The organism is Desulfolutivibrio sp. (assembly GCF_036584575.1).
GTDB lineage: Bacteria > Desulfobacterota > Desulfovibrionia > Desulfovibrionales > Desulfovibrionaceae > Desulfolutivibrio.
The window spans coordinates 1-16,950 of sequence record NZ_JAZHDB010000145.1 but is presented as its reverse complement, the minus strand read 5'-3'; the positions used below and the strand labels follow the sequence as shown (position 1 = coordinate 16,950).

Genomic DNA, 16,950 nt, shown 5'->3' with positions numbered 1-16,950 from the left:
CGCTGACCGTGGACCCGCACAGCGCCGGGGCCGACCCGGGACCGGCCTGCTACGGCCGGGGCGAGGGCCTCACCGTCACCGACGCCAATCTGGTCCTGGGCCGCATCGTGCCCGAGTGTTTCCTTGGCGGCCGCATGCCCCTTTTTCCGCAGCGGGCCGAAAAGCGTCTGGCCGCCATGGCCGCCGCCCGGGGCATGACCGGGGAGGAACTGGCCGAGGGCATCGTGGCCGTGGCCGAGGCGGCCATGGAGCGGGCCATCCGGGTCATTTCGGTGGAGCGCGGGCATGATCCGGCGGAGTTCACGCTTTTGTGCTTCGGCGGGGCAGGGGGGCTGCATGCCGTGTCCCTGGCCCGGTCCCTGGGCATGAGTCGTGTGGTCGTGCCGCCGCAGCCCGGGCTTTTTTCGGCCCTGGGGATGCTTTTTGCGGACATCGCCCGGGATTTCTCGGCCACGGTCATGCTGGACCAGGATCAGGCCGCAGCCGACCTCCTGGAGGCCCGGTTTGCGGAACTTTCAGCCTGCGGGATGCGTGAACTGGAAAAGGAAGGCGTCGCGCCCGGGGATGTGGCGCTTTTTCGCGCCGTGGACATGCGCTACCGGGGGCAGTCCTTTGAACTGACCGTGCCCTACGGCCCGGACCTGATCGCCGCCTTCCACGCCCTGCACGAGAAGACCTACGGCTACAAGACCCCGGACAGACCCGTGCAACTGGTCACCCTGCGGCTGCGGGCCACGGGGCGCACGGCCAAGCCCGGGCTCCCCCGGGACGATGCGCTGCCCGGGCTGGGGCAGGAAGCGCCGTGCGCCGGACGCCGCCGCCTTATCCACCAGGGGCGGCCTGTTTCGGCCGGGTTCTACGTCCGGGAGCGGCTTCTGCCCGGCCATGCCTGTGCGGGACCGGCGGTTGTGGCCGAGGATTCCGCCACCACCTATGTGCCTCCCGGGGCCGCCCTGCGGGTGGACGCCCTGGGAAGTCTCGTCATCGACACGGGGGCCTGACCATGACCGATGCCCGCGACCTGCTTGTGCTCGACGTGTTCCGCAACCGCTTCGCCGCCGTGGCTGAGGAGATGGGCGTGACGCTCATGCGAACGGCCTATTCCCCCAACATCAAGGAACGCCGGGACTATTCCTGCGCCGTGTTCGACGCCGCCGGGGACATGGTGGCCCAGGCCGCGCACATCCCCGTGCATCTGGGGGCCATGCCGCTGTCGGTTGCGGCCGTTTTGGCCGAAAAGACCTTTGCCCCCGGCGACATGGTCATGGTCAACGACCCCTTCCGGGGCGGCACGCACCTGCCGGACATAACCCTTGTGGCCCCGGTCTTCGCGGACGGCGGCAGGCCGGTCTTCTACGTCGCCAACCGGGCCCACCACAGCGACGTGGGCGGCATGGCCGCCGGGTCCATGCCGCTTTCCACCTCGCTTTTCCAGGAGGGCGTGGTCATTCCGCCCCTGACCGTGGTCCGGGGCGGGGAGCTTGACCGGCAGCTCATGGACTTTTTTCTGGCCAACGTGCGCACGCCGGTTGAGCGCGAGGGCGATTTCGCGGCCCAGATCATGGCCAACCTGACCGGCGCGAAACGGCTTTCGGAGATGATCGTCAAATTCGGCCGCGAGAGGACGGCGCAGCAGGCGGCGCGGCTTTTGGATCATGCCGAGACCCTGGCCCGGGCGGCCATCCACAACGTGCCGGACGGCGTCTACGAGGCTAAGGATATGCTCGACGACGACGGCGCGGGCACGGCGGACATTGCCGTGCGCCTGCGCCTGACCGTGCGCGGCGATACGATGGCGTTCGATTTCAGCGCATCGGACCCCCAGGCCGTGGGCTGCGTCAATGCCACCCGGGCCATTGCCGTGTCGTGCGTGTTGTACGCCGTGCGCTGCCTTGTGGCCCGGGACGTGCCGGTCAACGCCGGGCTTTCCCGGCCCATCCGCATCGTCACCCGGCCGGGCAGCGTGGTGGACGCCCTGTTTCCGGCGGCCGTGGCCGGGGGCAACGTGGAGACCTCGCAGCGGTTGGTGGACGTGCTGTTTCTGGCCCTGAGCCGGGCCTTGCCGGGGAACGTCCCGGCGGCGTCCCAGGGCACCATGAATAACGTGGCCATGGGGGGTGTCGATGCGCGTACCGGCGCGGCCTTCGCGTACTATGAAACCCTGGCCGGGGGCATGGGGGCGGGCGCGGCCGGGCCGGGGGAGAGCGCGGTGCATAGCCACATGACCAATACGCTCAATACGCCGGTCGAGGCGCTGGAATACGCCTATCCGCTGCTGGTGCGGGAATATGGGCTGCGCCGTGGCTCGGGCGGGGAGGGGGCGCATCGCGGCGGCGAGGGCCTCACGCGGGAAGTGGAATTTTTGGGGCCGACCGAGGTGACGGTGCTGTCTGACCGGCGGGTGCATGCGCCGTATGGGTTATCCGGCGGCGCGCCCGGGGCCACGGGGCGAAATGTGCTGATTACGGGTGGCGTGGAGCGCGAACTGCCCGGCAAGTGCCACTTTGCGGCCGGGAAGGGGGACAGGTTGCGGGTGGAGACGCCCGGCGGCGGGGGGTATGGGGAAAAACATTACTTAGTATATTCTGAGAAAGAACTGTCACGCTGTGATTAGTTAAGGGATATCTTTGCTCGGAGGAAATTCTTTGAAATAAAATTGTTGGAATTTTTCAAATTTAGAGAGAGCTTCTGGAAGACTTGGGAATAGTCTGGAATCATAGTACAAATTCAAAATTATCGCATCACTTGTCATGATTTTTAAGGCGGTAAACATATATAACATTATTTCGTCAATATGCGATGATTTAAAAGGAACAATAACGCTTGAGTTGTCCTTTGTAACTAAATGTAGTCTTTCAAGGGCTCGAAGGTTGTTGTGAACATGTAGTGATAATGGCCTGTACAATGTATTATATAATGGGGTTAGTCCGATAGAATCAAATTTTTTTTCAATATTAGATTTATGTTTTTTAAGATCATCGAGGAGTGTTTTTAATTTAGATTTTTGTATGTTATGCGTATCATGGTCGATGTAATCGGCGTATTCATCGATTTCTTCAAGGGATATTAAGAGTTGTAATGTTCTATTGCACGCCTCGTAGTCAATTTGTTTTGTCCTGTTGATGTCTTTTGTCAAATTTATAAATTGAATATGAGCCTCAATGAGAATTCTAAGTAAAGGTTGGATTGCGCAGTCTATTGAATTTGAAACATTATTTAAAATTGCGTCTGATAACGCGATAATCCTTGTAAATAATATTAATAAATATTTGTCAATTTTTATGTGCTCTGGCGTGATATAGAATGTGCAGTCTTTTAATATGTAGCCAAGTGCATCCTCGTATGACTTTATAGCTTGTTTTATCGTGTGATTATTTTTATCTGGCATGGTTGTGTTGTTATCGATGATGATTTTTGTTTAAATTGCATGAGGATAAAGTGGTTATTGATGGGATATTGGCCTTTCAAGAGTTTAGTGTTAAAATAAATTATGATTTAAAATATCACACCCCAAATCATCTTCGTCGCCGTGCCGATGAGAAACACGGCAAAAATCTTCTTCAGCACCGGCACGGGCAGCTTATGCGCCAACTTGGCCCCAAACGGCGCGGTCAGCATGCTGAACACCGCAATCCCGATCAGCGCCGGGATGGAGACGTACCCAATCGACGGCGAGGGCAGCCCCGCCACGGACCAGCCATTGACGATATACCCCACGGTCCCGGCCACGGCGATGGGAAACCCGATCGCCGCCGAGGTGCCGATGGCGTGATGCATGGGCAGATTGCACCAGGTCATAAACGGCACCGACAGCGTGCCGCCGCCGATCCCCACCAGGCTTGAGATGACGCCGATAAAGCCCCCCATGCCGACCATGCCCGCTGCGCCGGGCAGGGTGCGCGACGGCTTGGGCTTGAAGTTTAAAAGCATCTGGATGGCGACGTAATAGAGGAAGCAGGCGAAAAAGGCCGTCAAAAACGTGCCCGACAGGGCGGCGGCCAGATAGGTGCCGCCGAAGGTGCCGATGAGGATGCCGGGCGTGATGGCCTTGACGATGTCCCAATGCACCGCGCCCCGGCGATGGTGCGCCTGAAAGCTGGAGATGGAGGTGAACATGATGCTGGCAAGCGAGGTGCCAAGCGCCATCTTCATGACGAATTCCGGCGGAAACCCCTGCAACGTGAACAGAAACACCAACACCGGCACCACCACGATGCCGCCGCCAACGCCCAGAAGTCCCGCGATGACCCCGGCCAGCGCGCCGAAGAGGGGATAGAGAACCCAGGAAATCATGACGAACGTCCTTTTCGCGCCTGTGCGGCGAGTGTCTGCGGCGGCCGACCCCATGCCGGTGCAGCCGGACAAGGGGTGGGGTAAAATGTTTCGCTTTGGGCGTCAACAGCCCGTTTTTTCGGGCGAATTCCGGATTATGCGAGGCGGCAGGGGGAAATGCGAAAAAAATCATAAGATATTTCAGTGGGATTCGATGGTATTGCGGTCCCGGGTCTTCCCTTTTTACAGATCGTCCCTTATTATCCTTCATTTGCTTTCATGGAATCGCCAAAAACCGCTGCCGGGCATCGGCTGCGGCTTCCGTGCACGCCAACCGCCGGACAGGGCCCAGGCCCCGATCCGGACGGAAACATCAGGAGGATCGTCTTGGAATATAACGTCATCGTCGTCTCCCCCGTGAAGACCAAAGTCGAGGTCAAGGTTCCGGCCGAAGAGGCCAACGCCGCCCTGACCGCCACCGTGGCCATCTACCGCCATAAGGCGGATTTCAAGGGCTTCCGCAAGGGCAAGGCGCCGTCCTCCGTGGTGGAGTCGCGGTTCCGCAAGGAGATCGTGGGCGAGGCCACCAACGAGCTGTTGAACGTGCACATCAACGAGATCATGGCCGAACTCAAGAAGTCCCCGCTCTCGCGCATCGACGTGGACACGGTGGAACTGGTCAAGGACCAGCCCGTGGACTACACCTTCGAGTTCGAGCACGCCCCGGCCTTCGAGCTGCCCACCTACATGGGGCTTGATGTGGAGGAGGAAGAGGTGGTGGTGTCCGAAAAGGACATCGCGGCCGTCATCGACCGCATCCGGGGGAACCTGGCCGATCTCATCCCCCTGGCCGAGAACCGTCCGGCCAAGGACGGCGAGGTGGTGTCCTTAAGCTTCGAGGCCTTCGAGGACGGCGTGTCCGTCCCGGGCGTCAAGGCCGAGAATTTCCAGCTCACCCTGGGCGAGGCCCAGGCCCTGCCGGAGTTCGAGGCCCTGGTGAAGACCGTGCCGTCGGGCGGCCAGGGCGAAGGGCAGATGACCTTCCCGGCGGATTTCATCAATCAGACCCTGGCGGGCAAGACCGTGACCATGAAGGTCGCCGTGCACGTCATCAAGGAAAAGCTGCTGCCGCCCTTGGACGACGCCATGGCCCAGAAGGCCGGGCATTTCGAGAGCCTGGCGCGCATGCGCGAGGCCATCACCCTGTCCTACCAGAAGTCGCGCCAGGATCTGCACAAGGCGGCGGCCCAGAAAAAGCTTTTGGACGGCATCTTGGAGAAGCTGGACTTCCCGTTGCCCGAGTCCCTGGTGGAGACCCACCTGGGGCAACTCATCGACGACTTCGTGGAGCGCCTGGAGCGGCGCGGCAAGAGCCTGGAATCCACGGGCAAGACCCTGGAGGGGCTGCGCACGGAATTTCGGGAGCAGGCCGAGAGCATCGCCCGGACCCAGATTTTCCTCATGAACGTGGCCGAGAAGGAAGGGCTTGAGGTCGAGCCGAAGGAGATGGATCTGTACTTCAACCAGCTTTCCCAGAAGACCAACCAGGACGTGCTGACGCTCAAGCAGTACTATGAGCAGAACAACCTGGTCATCCCGGTGCGGGACAAGCTTTTGGCGGACAAGGCCGTGGAGCTGATCTACAGCAAGGCCAACGTCAAAAAAGTGCCTGCCGTCGAGACCGCCGAGCCCGCCGGGGAAGCCGTGCAGGCGGAATCCGGGGAATAGGAACACGGCATTTTGCACATTTGTAGGCCCGGTTTTTGCAATCGTTTTCACGGCAAGGCGTCCGGTACGGGCCCCGGCTTGTTTTTCACGTTTACGAAGGATACATGATCATCATGTCCACCATACCTATCGTCATCGAGACCACGGGGCGCACCGAGCGGGCCTACGACATCTATTCCCGCCTGCTGCGGGACCGGATCATCCTTTTAGGCAGCGCCATCGACGACCATGTGGCCAACCTGGTCTGCGCCCAGCTCCTTTTCCTGGAGTCCGAGGATCCGGAAAAACCCATCAACCTGTACATCAATTCCCCGGGCGGCTCCGTGACCGCGGGCATGGCCATCTACGACACCATGCAATATGTGCTGCCGCCCGTGTCCACCCTGTGCATGGGGCAGGCCGCCAGCATGGGGGCCTTTCTCTTGTGCGCCGGGGCCCCGGGTCTGCGCTACGCCCTGCCCAACAGCCGCATCCTCATCCACCAGCCCATGGGCGGCTACCAGGGACAGGCCACGGACATCGACATCCACGCCCGCGAGATCATCCGTATGCGTGAGCATTTAAACGAACTCATGGCCCGGCATACCGGGATGAACATTGAAAAAGTCCAGGCCGACACCGAGCGCGACTATTTCATGAGCGCCGAGGAGGCCCGGGTGTATGGCCTCGTGGACAAGGTGCTGACCTCGCGCGAGCCGTTGCCGGAAAAGGCCGCAGAATGATCCCTGCAGGCCCGGCGCTCCAGGCGCCGGGCCGCAGGTAACGCCGGATTCCCGGCGGCGCGCAAAGCAGCCGCCGGGGACCGAAACGGGTAACCGAACATGACAAAAAAGAAAAATCCCCTGTCGAACGAGCTGTCCTGCTCCTTTTGCGGCAAAAGCCAGGATGAGGTGCAGCGGCTCATTGCCGGTCCCGACGTCTATATCTGTGACGAATGCGTCTCGCTTTGCAATGAGATCATCGCCCAGGAGTCGCTGACCGAGGAGACCGAGGCCGGGAAGCTCCTGGCCCCGGCCGAGCTCAAGCGCCTTTTGGACGAATACGTCATCGGCCAGGACCAGGCCAAAAAGATCCTGGCCGTGGCCGTACACAACCACTACAAGCGCGTCTTCCACGCCGCCAAGCATCCCGACGACGTGGAGATCGACAAGAGCAACATCCTGCTCATCGGCCCCACGGGCTCGGGCAAGACGCTTTTGGCCCAGACCCTGGCCCGCATCCTGAACGTGCCGTTCGCCATCGCCGACGCCACCACCCTGACCGAGGCCGGGTATGTGGGAGAGGACGTGGAGAACATCCTCGTCCAGCTCTTGCAAAACGCCGACTACGACATCGAGGCCGCCTCCAAGGGCATCATCTATATCGACGAGATCGACAAGATCGCCCGCAAGGGCGACAGCCCCTCCATCACCCGCGACGTGTCCGGCGAGGGCGTGCAGCAGGCGCTTTTAAAAATCATCGAGGGCACCGAGGCCAACATCCCGCCCAAGGGCGGCCGCAAGCACCCGCAGCAGGAGTTTATCCGCTTAAACACCTCCAATATCCTTTTTGTGGTGGGCGGGGCGTTTATCGGCCTGGAGAAGATCGTTGGGCAAAGGCTCCGCGGGACCAGCATCGGTTTCGGGGCCAAGGTGGAGTCCAAGCGCGAGGACGAGTTGTCCGTGGTGCTGTCCCAGGCCCATCCGGCGGACCTGATCAAGTTCGGCCTGATTCCCGAGTTTGTGGGCCGCGTGCCCATCATCACCAGCCTGACGGAACTGACCAAGGACCATCTGGTGCGCATCCTGACCGAGCCCAAAAACGCCCTGGTGCGCCAGTATCAGAAGCTTTTCGAGCTGGACAAAGTGCGCCTGCGCTTCACCAAAAACGCCCTGGACGCCATCTCGGAGAAGGCCATCGAGCGCAAGACCGGCGCGCGCGGCCTGCGCAACGTCATGGAAACCATCATGCTGGACATCATGTACAAGCTGCCCTCCTTAACCGGGGTCAAGGAGTGCGTGGTGAACAAGGCTGTCGTGGAGAAGGGGTTGGAACCCCTGCTGTTCTATCATCAGGAAGTCAAAAGCGCCTGATCCGCCGCATGGCCGACCCGGCATGGCCCGCCGTCAGCGGCGGCCAGGCGAGACAGGCGCCATTTCCGCGCCGGGCGGTTTGACAACGGGTTTTCCGTCCTTACTTGACCTTCGTCCCCGGTGTGGATTTCGTTTCGGGTCCGCACCGGAGACGATGCCGGAGGCCACGGCTGCAGCCGACCCTGCCGGGCCGCACTGGAACTTCGCGACGAGATGCCCGATTCCGCTTCATGAGAACCTCCCCTGTGGTTCTTGCATGGACGCGGCCCCAAGACCCGACTGTCCATGGAGGTTTTATGTCCTCGTTCCTGTTTGATAATCATAAAAATTCCTTCGAAGACGCCTTGTTGCCCATGATGAGCCTGCGGGAAGTGGTCATGTTCCCGCGCTCCATCGTGCCGCTTTTCGTGGGCCGTGAGGCCTCCATCAAGGCCATCGAGAACGCCGTGGCCACCCACGACAAGAAGATTTTTCTCGTGGCCCAGCGCGCCCCGGAAACGGAACGGCCCACCCCGGACGATCTGTTCACCGTGGGCACCGTGTCCAAAATTCTTCAGATGCTCAGGCTCCCCGACGGCACCATCAAGGTGCTCTTCGAGGGCCTGTACCGGGCCCGGTGGGAGCCTGAGGACACCAGCGAAGAGTTCAACGCCGACAACGTGCTGGTGCGCGTGGCCCGGCTGCCCGACGAAGACATGGCCGGGGCCGAGGCCGACGCGCTCATCCGGGCCACCCAGGAGGCCCTGGAGCAGTACGGCCGCATCAACAAAAAGCTCGCCCCCGAGACCATTTTAGCCATCAATTCCATCACATTGCCTGGAAAGCTGGCCGACGCGGTCATGCCCCACCTCAAGGTGGACTACATCAAAAAGCAGGGCGTGCTCGAAGAAACCTCGGCCGTCAAGCGGCTGGAGGAGGCCTACGGGTTCCTTCAGGGCGAGATCGAGATCTCGTCGCTTGAAAAGCGCATCAAGAATCGCGTCAAGCAGCAGATGGAGAAGAACCAGAAGGAATACTATTTAAACGAGCAGCTCAAGGCCATCAACAAGGAGATGGGCCGCGAGGACGACCCGGCCGCCGAGGCCGCCGAGTTCGAGGAGCGGCTGCGGGCCAAGGACATGTCCGACGAGGCCCGGGAGAAGGCCCTCCGGGAAATCAAAAAGCTCAAGCAGATTCCGCCGTCCTCGGCCGAATATACCGTGGTGCGCAACTACGTGGAGTGGATCCTCGATCTGCCCTGGAACGTGCTCCAGTCCACGGATCTGGACCTGACCCAGGCCGAGACCATCCTCAACGAGGATCATTACGGCCTGGACAAGCCCAAGCAGCGCATTCTTGAATATCTGGCCGTGCAGTCCCTGGTGGAGACCCTAAAGGGCCCCATCCTCTGTCTGGTCGGTCCTCCGGGGGTGGGCAAGACGTCTCTGGCCAAGTCCATCGCCCGGGCCATGGGCCGGGAGTTCGTGCGCCTGTCGCTGGGCGGCGTGCGCGACGAGGCCGAGATTCGCGGCCATCGCCGCACCTACGTGGGGGCGCTGCCGGGCAAGATCATCCAGTCCTTAAAGCGCGTCAAATTCAACAACCCCGTCTTCTGTCTGGACGAGGTGGACAAGATGAGCACGGACTTTCGGGGCGACCCGTCCTCGGCCCTGCTCGAAGTCCTGGACCCCGAACAGAACGGGGCCTTCAACGACCATTACCTGGACCTGGACTACGACCTGTCCAAGGTCTTTTTCATCACCACGGCCAACGCCCTGCACACCATCCCCCTGCCGCTGCAGGACCGCATGGAGATCATCCGCATCCCGGGCTACCTGGAAAACGAGAAGATGCAGATCGGCCGCCGTTTCCTCATGCCGAAAAACCTCAAGCAGCATGGGCTTAAGGAAGCCAACCTGTCGATTTCCGACAACGCCATGCTTGAGGTCGTGCGCCGCTACACCCGCGAGGCGGGCGTGCGCAACCTGGAACGCGAACTGGCCTCCATCTGTCGCAAGGTGGCCCGGAAGATCGTGGAGAAAAAGGAGCCGGGCAAGTCCTTTGCCGTGACCAAGCAGAACCTGCAATCCTATCTCGGGGTGACCAAGTTCCGCCACGGCGAAAAGGAGGACATCGCCCAGGTGGGGCTGTGCAACGGCATGGCCTATACGGAACTCGGCGGCGAGATGCTGATGGTGGAGGCGGTCATCATGCCCGGCTCCGGCAAGGTGGAGATCACCGGCAAGCTCGGCGACGTGATGCAGGAGTCGGCCAAGGCGGCCGTGAGCTACCTGCGCTCCCGCTCGGCCCTTTTCGGCCTCAAGCCCGATTTCCACAAGGAGATCGACATCCACATCCACGTGCCCGAGGGGGCCATCCCCAAGGACGGGCCGTCGGCGGGCATTACCCTGGCCACCACGCTTATCTCGGCGCTGCTCAACCTGCCCGTGCGCAACGATCTGGCCATGACCGGCGAGATCACCCTGCGCGGCCGGGTGCTGCCCATCGGCGGCCTGCGCGAAAAGCTTTTGGCTGCACACCGGGGCCGCATCCGCACGGTGATCATCCCCGAGGAGAATGAAAAGGACTTAAAAGAAGTGCCCGAGGCCATCTTGAAGGATCTGGAGATCATCCGCGTGGCCCATATGGATCAGGTGCTGGAAACGGCCCTGGTGTGCGCCGACCCGGAAAAGCTTTTTTGCGGCCGCTCGGACACCACGCCGAATTTGTCCTCCACGCTTATGAAAGAGGCCCCAAACCCTGAAACACGGCACTAAGGCGAATCCTCGTCGCCAACAGCGAACCGGCATCAACACAAAAAGGAGCCACAGATGAGTGATCTTGTCGCCGTACTTTTTGATGATGAGCATACCGCCTTGGAAATGCGGGCCGAACTGGCCAAACTGCAGAAAGAATACCTGATTGAGATGGATGACGTCGTGGTCGTGACCAAGGACGCCGAAGGCAAGATCAAGCTGCATCAGGCCGTGAATCTGACTGCGGCAGGCGCGCTCAGCGGCGGCTTCTGGGGCATGCTGATCGGCATGATCTTCTTCAATCCGCTTTTGGGCTTGGCCTTGGGGGCCGGGGCTGGCGCGATTTCCGGCAAGCTCGCGGACATCGGCATCGACGACAAGATGATGAAGGATATGGCCGAGTCGTTTAAGCCGGGCAATTCCGCGCTGTTTGTCCTGGTTCGCAAGATGACGGCGGACAAGGTTTTGGACGACCTCAAGGCGTTCGCGGGCAAGGGAAAGATTCTCAGGACCTCCCTGACGAAGGATAGAGAGGATGAACTGCGCAAGGTGCTCGAGGCCTGATCCCTTTAGGGCGACGTTCCCCCTCCGGTCGGCAAGCGGAATCCTCCAGCCGTGATGAGAACGAAACCAGTTTGCTCAAAATGAAGCTGCCTTCTTCCTTGTGAAGCTCAGAAACGGCCGTTCCCGAAAGGAAACGGCCGTTTCTTGCGACAAGAGAGAGACGGAACTATCAACGTCGGAAGGGGGGCCGTTCACGTCGAAAGGGTTTCGCACCCGCCTCAGAAAACACACGCCGATGTTTTTAGGAACCAACCGGTTTTCTTCTTAAAGTCCGCCAAAACAGCCGCTTCCTTCCGGGGGCGTCCGTTTCTTGCGACAGAAGAGAAACGGAGCTATCAACGCAGATTTGGCGGCCGCTTTCGCTGGAAGGAGGCCGCAGTCATCCCATACAAACACGCCAGTGTTTTTATGAACCAATTGGTTCTCTCCACGTAATCAACGGAAACGGCCGCTCCCTTGGGGAACGGCCGTTTTTTGCGTCTGCGCGGAAAAAGGGCGATCAGCGCAGGTACGGAAGCAACTCCCGCTGGAAGGAGGCCGTATCCACGGTGGACACTGTCGGCCCCACGGCGGAAAGCCCGGAGCGCCCCAAAAGCGCCGCCACCTCCTGGGTCTTGGCCAGGCTGCGGCTGGTCATGGCCACGATGTTGTTGTTTCTGGCGTCCATGACCTCCACGTTGAACCGCACCTCTCCGGGCAACACCGTATAGGTCGCGGCCACCACCAATGTGGCCGTGACGTGACGTCTGGCCAGGGCCCGGGTGTCCCGGGTGAGGATGAATTCGCCCTGGTTGCGGGCGAAGGCAATTTCCGCGGCCTTGCGGATCTCTTGAACATTGTAGCCCTTGGCCACCAGGGCGCAGGACAGTTCCTGGGCCATGAGCCGTCCCAGCCCCGAGGACGCCTCCAGATTGTCGGCCTCCGCCGGAACCGTGACCACCACCCAGTACAGCCCCCGGGAATTGTCGGGAAAGCCGATCCCCAAACGCGGCGCGGCCTGCCGGTCCAGGTCGTCGGCCAGGGCCATGGCCACCTCGGGATAGCGGGGAGGGGAAGGCGGCGGGCTTTTGGCCGAGGCCGGGACCGAAGCCAGAAGGACCGCCAGACACGCCGCCGCGAGGATCGCGGCGCAGGCTGGGGGTATGGCCGGGCGGCGATTTTTTGGGATCATGTGCATGGAAATGGCCCTCATGTGGGTTGCCTCGTGGAGTGTTCCATGGAAAATACGCCGCTGTGTTTAACGAAAAAAGCTATCATTTTATATGGTTGATCTCGAAATTCGACATCCCGGATTTGGGGGGCGCGACATCAGGGCAGAGGCGGCGTCGCGGCGGGTTCCGTCAGATTTGGGCTCGGCGCGGCGGATGGCGATTCCTGCCCGGAGTGGGGGGCCCCAGATGCCGTCGGGGCCGCCGCCGGGGTCGGGGCCGCCGCCGGGGTCGGGGCCGGGACAGGGGCCACGGCCAGGGGCGACAGGCTCTCGTTGACGGCGGAATATTTCCGGTTGAGTTCCTCCGGCGTGGGCAGGGTCGCAGCTGGCGCCGCCTGGACCTGGGGTTTGTGCGGGGCCGCTGCGGCCGGTTTCGCCGCCACGGGTTTCCCCCTGTGGGCGGGTTTTTTGGGGGATGACCGGCGTCCGGGCGAGGCCGGTTTCGGGGTGAAGGGCACGGGCTGCCGTCCGGGCGACGGCGGCTGGCTCACGTCCCGGATGCCGATGGTTGTGGGAAAGGGAGCGGGTTCGGCTCGCGCCGTATCCGGTACGACCATGGCCAGGGCGGTGGCCACGGCCAGGCAGAGCAATATCGGGCGGGGTATGTTCATGTTCGTGTCCGTGGGCCTTGGGTTTCCTTGCGAGGCCTGCACCTACGTCATCGGCCATGTCGGCGATTTCTTTAGCCGGAGTGCACACTGACGGCTTGCCCGTGGCCGACGGGGACTTATATGCATGGAAGCATTTTCTCGAAATATGCCCCGGGGAGGTATGGCTGAGATCCCTGGCATCCTGAGAGGCGATGCGTTTCGCGGCCCGGAAATTGACGATAGATGGACACGAAAGGGTTGCGAAAGCCTGGAAGAAGTGGTGTAGTGCATCATGTGCGTCTCCCCAGAGCCGATTGTGCCTTGCCTGGGCGGGGAGGACGGAAAACAAGTTTTAAAAGGAGATTACGACCATGACCAAGATGCTTGAAGTCTACAAGTGTGAAATTTGTGGGAATATCGTGGAAGTGCTGCATACCGGCGAGGGAGATCTGGTGTGTTGCGGCCAGCCCATGAAACTCATGGAGGAGGGTATGGTTGACGCCTCCAAGGAAAAACACGTGCCGGTCATTGAGAAGACGGCTGTCGGCTACAAGGTCAAGGTCGGCGGAGTGCCCCATCCCATGGAAGAGAAGCACTACATCGAATGGATCGAGCTTTTGGCCGACGGCGTGTCCTATAAGGCCTTCCTCAAACCGGGCCAGGCCCCGGAGGCCGAATTCTGCATCACGGCCACGACCGTTTCCGCCCGGGAATATTGCAACATCCACGGGCTGTGGAAAAAGGACTAATCCATGCTCTCGAAAATGATGGAGCAGACCTTAAACGACCAGGTCAAGTGGGAATACTATTCCGGCTACCTGTATCTGGCCATGGCCGCCTACTTCGAGGAACTGGGACTGGCCGGGTTCGCCAACTGGATGCACATCCAGGAGCAGGAGGAACGGGCCCACGCCGAGCGGTTCTACTCCTTCATAAACGAGCGCGGTGGACGGGTGGCGCTCCAGGCCATCGACGCCCCGCCGGTCAAATGGGACTCGCCCCTGGCCGTTTTCGAAGAGTCCCTGGCCCACGAGCAGAAGGTCACGGCGCGCATCGGCGCCCTGATGGATCTGGCCATCACGGAGAAGGACCACGCCACAGTGGCTTTTCTGCAATGGTTCATCTCCGAGCAGGTGGAGGAGGAGGCCAGCGTCACCGAGGTCATCCAGAAGCTCAAGCTCGTGGAGTCCACGCCCGGCGGTTGGTTCATGCTGGATAAGGACTTGGCCCTGCGTGTCTTCACCCCGCCGGTCATCCCATAACGAACGCCTTGCGCAATCCCGCCCGAACGGGGCCGTCACGCCGATGGTCTGACGGCCCCACGGCTTTCCCGGAGGAACCATGCCGGACACTGCCCCCCCTTCTCAAGAAATGTTGTGTCAAGCCCTGGAGTTGGCCGACAAGGCCGTGGGGTTCTACGCCAAGGCCGTGGCCGACTGCCCCGAGGCCCTTGGCCGCGAGGTCTTTGAACGGCTGATGGCCGACAAGAAAAAACAGCGAGCGCATATCGAGGAGGTCTACCGGAACCTCCAGGCGGGCAAGGACTGGGAAGCGGCTTGTCGGCTTCGCGACGACGAACCCGTGAGCATGCGCGGCGTTTTTTCCACCCTGGTTCCCGGCATGCCGCCTGGATCGGCGGCCTGCATGACCGTTGTCGGGGCGCTCTCGGCGGCCATCGACGCGGAACTGGCGGCCCTGCACTTTTTCCACGGCCATCTGGAGCGGGTGACGGACCCTGTGGAAAAGGCCTTTCTGATCGAGATGATCCGGGATCAGCGCGGCTTTCACGTCCTGCTCTCGGACACCCGCTACTATTTCGAAGACCCCCAGGGCTGGAACCTGGAAAAGGAAGGCTCCGGGCTCGATGGGGCGTAACTTCATCACGCGCGGCGACGGGTAAGGGGAACCCTCCGGGGCCAAAGGGCAAAAAGCCCTTTGGAATCCCGTTGCGGGGCAGCGGTGTCGCAAAACGCCAATGCCGCGCCGTACAACCGGAATCTGGAGACGTTTATTATGTCGGATACAAGCGTCAACATCCTCATCGGGGGCGAGGCTGGCCAGGGGCTGGTCACCGTGGGCGATTTTCTGGCCAAGGCCCTGGTCCGGGCCGGATACGAGATCGTGGTCACCCAGGACTACATGTCCCGTATCCGGGGCGGCCACAACACCTACGCCGTGCGCGTCAGTCCCGAGGCCGTTTTCGCCCCACGGGAGGGCGTGGATATCCTGGTGGCGCTGGACGCCGCCTCGTATCCGCTGCACCGGGAGCAGCTCTCGGAGCAGGCCGTGGTGCTCGTGGACGAGGCCCTGGGCGAGGTCGCCGGACCCCGCACCCTTCGCGTGCCGTTTAAGGCCCTGTGCCCCAAACCCATTTTCGAGAACATGGCCGCGCTGGGGGTCATGTGTTCGCTTTTGTGCCTGGACGCGGCATGGATCGAAAAGATCATCCACGACACCTTCGCCAAAAAGGGCGACGAGCTGGTGGCCGCCAACCGCAAGGTCTTTGCCGAGGCCATGGCCTGGACAGCAGCCCAGAACGTGACGTTTACCTGCATCGCCCCGGCCGTGAACACCGGGAAGCGGATCATCCTGAACGGCAATGAGGCCATCGCGCTTGGGGCCATGGCCGCCGGGGTCAATTTCTGCTCGTTTTATCCCATGACGCCCGGCACCTCCGTGGCCCTGACCCTGGCCGCCAAGGGCCAGAAGATGGGCGTGGTGGTGGAGCAGGCCGAGGACGAGATCGCAGCCGTGAACATGGCCATCGGCGCGTCGTTTGCCGGGGCCACGGCGCTTGTGCCCACCTCGGGCGGCGGCTTTGCGCTGATGGTCGAGGGCATAAGCCTGTCGGGCATGATCGAGACCCCGGTGGTCGTCGTGGTGGCCATGCGGCCGGGACCGGCCACGGGGCTGCCCACGCGCACCGAGCAGGCCGACCTCAACCTTGTGCTCTACGCCGGGCATGGCGAGTTCCCTCGGGCCGTCTTCGCCCCGGGGACGGTGGAGCAATGCTTTCACCTGACGCACCGATCCGTGCATATCGCCGAGAAATGGCAAAGCCCTGTTTTCGTGCTCACGGACCAGTTTTTGGCCGATTCCTACCGGGGCGTGGTCCCCTTCGACCTGGCGGCGCTGCCTGCCGTGGCCCGGCCCGGGACGGCCCACGACGGCCCCGGGGTCTACGAACGCTACGCCGTGACCGACTCCGGGGTCTCGCCCCGGCTGGTTCCCGGTTTCGGCGACTATCTGGTGGTGGCCGACAGCGACGAACACACCGCAGACGGACATATCACCGAGGATCTGGGCGTGCGGGTGGCCATGCAGGACAAGCGGTCGCGCAAGATGGCCGGATTTCTGGCCGACGCCGTCCCCCCCGACCTGTACGGCGACCCCTCTTCCGATGTCCTCCTGGCCTGCTGGGGCACGACCCTGGGGGCCGCCCTGGAAGCTGCGGCCCTTTTGCGCGACTCCGGAACGTCCTGCGCCGTGCTTCATTTCTCCCAGGTCTATCCCCTGGTCCCTGCCCAGTTTCTCCCCCTCCTGGAGAAATCCCCCCGGCCCGTGATGGTCGAGGGCAACTCCACGGGACAACTGGCCAGACTCATCCGGCAGGAGACCGGTTTCGTCTTTGCGCACCAGATTCTGCGTTACGACGGCCTGCCCTTCACGGCCCGCTATGTTTTGGACCACCTGGGATCGGAACGCCCATAGAAGAGGTTTGGGTTGTGAGCCACAGCAAACCGTCAACGTTTTTTGGGGAGGGATGGGGGTCTGGGGGA

Annotated in this window: 15 protein-coding genes; 11 read left to right on the top strand and 4 right to left on the bottom strand. The window is 61.7% G+C overall.

Features of this window, described 5'->3' with window-relative positions; genetic code table 11:
• Both V3572_RS11045 and V3572_RS11040 read left to right on the top strand, forming a co-directional pair.
• A partial coding sequence (locus V3572_RS11045) for a hydantoinase/oxoprolinase family protein (RefSeq protein ID WP_332111050.1) occupies nucleotides 1-1,001 on the top strand: 1,001 nt, incomplete at its 5' end.
• A 2-nt stretch (nucleotides 1,002-1,003) separates the two neighbouring features.
• The gene (locus V3572_RS11040; protein WP_332111049.1) at nucleotides 1,004-2,614 is read left to right on the top strand and encodes a hydantoinase B/oxoprolinase family protein; all 1,611 of its coding nucleotides are present in this window, start codon (nucleotides 1,004-1,006) and stop codon (nucleotides 2,612-2,614) included.
• Here V3572_RS11040 and V3572_RS11035 read toward each other — a convergent pair whose 3' ends face one another.
• Entirely contained in the window at nucleotides 2,615-3,388 is a 774-nt protein-coding gene (locus tag V3572_RS11035) for a DUF5677 domain-containing protein (RefSeq protein WP_332111048.1), read from the bottom strand. It abuts the gene before it with no gap.
• A gap of 107 nt (nucleotides 3,389-3,495) precedes the next feature.
• On the bottom strand, nucleotides 3,496-4,293 hold the full coding sequence (locus V3572_RS11030; protein WP_332111047.1) for a sulfite exporter TauE/SafE family protein: 798 nt from the start codon (nucleotides 4,291-4,293) through the stop codon (nucleotides 3,496-3,498).
• 366 nt (nucleotides 4,294-4,659) lie between these two features.
• On the opposite strand from V3572_RS11030, the gene tig reads away from it, so the two are divergent.
• The 5 genes from tig to V3572_RS11005 all read left to right on the top strand — a co-directional run bounded on the left by tig (nucleotide 4,660) and on the right by V3572_RS11005 (nucleotide 11,371).
• A complete protein-coding gene (gene tig / locus V3572_RS11025; RefSeq protein ID WP_332111046.1) occupies nucleotides 4,660-6,000 on the top strand; it encodes a trigger factor in 1,341 nt (446 codons plus the stop codon).
• A 113-nt stretch (nucleotides 6,001-6,113) separates the two neighbouring features.
• Nucleotides 6,114-6,722: an ATP-dependent Clp endopeptidase proteolytic subunit ClpP gene (gene clpP / locus V3572_RS11020; RefSeq protein ID WP_332111045.1), complete on the top strand. Its 609-nt coding sequence runs from the start codon at nucleotides 6,114-6,116 to the stop codon at nucleotides 6,720-6,722.
• A gap of 99 nt (nucleotides 6,723-6,821) precedes the next feature.
• Entirely contained in the window at nucleotides 6,822-8,072 is a 1,251-nt protein-coding gene (clpX, locus tag V3572_RS11015; protein WP_332111043.1) for an ATP-dependent Clp protease ATP-binding subunit ClpX, read from the top strand.
• A 296-nt stretch (nucleotides 8,073-8,368) separates the two neighbouring features.
• Entirely contained in the window at nucleotides 8,369-10,828 is a 2,460-nt protein-coding gene (gene lon, locus V3572_RS11010) for an endopeptidase La (RefSeq protein WP_332111042.1), read from the top strand.
• Nucleotides 10,829-10,882: 54 nt separating this feature from the next.
• Nucleotides 10,883-11,371: a DUF1269 domain-containing protein gene (locus V3572_RS11005; RefSeq protein ID WP_332111041.1), complete on the top strand. Its 489-nt coding sequence runs from the start codon at nucleotides 10,883-10,885 to the stop codon at nucleotides 11,369-11,371.
• A 499-nt stretch (nucleotides 11,372-11,870) separates the two neighbouring features.
• Here V3572_RS11005 and V3572_RS11000 read toward each other — a convergent pair whose 3' ends face one another.
• A complete protein-coding gene (locus V3572_RS11000; RefSeq protein ID WP_332111040.1) occupies nucleotides 11,871-12,548 on the bottom strand; it encodes a FlgO family outer membrane protein in 678 nt (225 codons plus the stop codon).
• A gap of 131 nt (nucleotides 12,549-12,679) precedes the next feature.
• Nucleotides 12,680-13,192 carry a hypothetical protein gene (locus V3572_RS10995; RefSeq protein ID WP_332111039.1) on the bottom strand — a complete coding sequence of 171 codons (513 nt, stop codon included), beginning with the start codon at nucleotides 13,190-13,192 and terminating at the stop codon, nucleotides 12,680-12,682.
• 350 nt (nucleotides 13,193-13,542) lie between these two features.
• Between V3572_RS10995 and V3572_RS10990 the strand changes: the two genes are divergently transcribed.
• The 4 genes from V3572_RS10990 to V3572_RS10975 all read left to right on the top strand — a co-directional run bounded on the left by V3572_RS10990 (nucleotide 13,543) and on the right by V3572_RS10975 (nucleotide 16,882).
• Nucleotides 13,543-13,920: a desulfoferrodoxin gene (locus tag V3572_RS10990; RefSeq protein WP_332111038.1), complete on the top strand. Its 378-nt coding sequence runs from the start codon at nucleotides 13,543-13,545 to the stop codon at nucleotides 13,918-13,920.
• Between the two features lie 3 nt (nucleotides 13,921-13,923).
• Nucleotides 13,924-14,433 carry a ferritin gene (locus tag V3572_RS10985; protein WP_332111037.1) on the top strand — a complete coding sequence of 170 codons (510 nt, stop codon included), beginning with the start codon at nucleotides 13,924-13,926 and terminating at the stop codon, nucleotides 14,431-14,433.
• Nucleotides 14,434-14,512: 79 nt separating this feature from the next.
• On the top strand, nucleotides 14,513-15,046 hold the full coding sequence (locus tag V3572_RS10980; protein ID WP_332111036.1) for a hypothetical protein: 534 nt from the start codon (nucleotides 14,513-14,515) through the stop codon (nucleotides 15,044-15,046).
• Between the two features lie 138 nt (nucleotides 15,047-15,184).
• Nucleotides 15,185-16,882: a 2-oxoacid:acceptor oxidoreductase subunit alpha gene (locus tag V3572_RS10975; protein WP_332111035.1), complete on the top strand. Its 1,698-nt coding sequence runs from the start codon at nucleotides 15,185-15,187 to the stop codon at nucleotides 16,880-16,882.
• The last annotated feature ends 68 nt before the right edge of the window (nucleotides 16,883-16,950 follow it).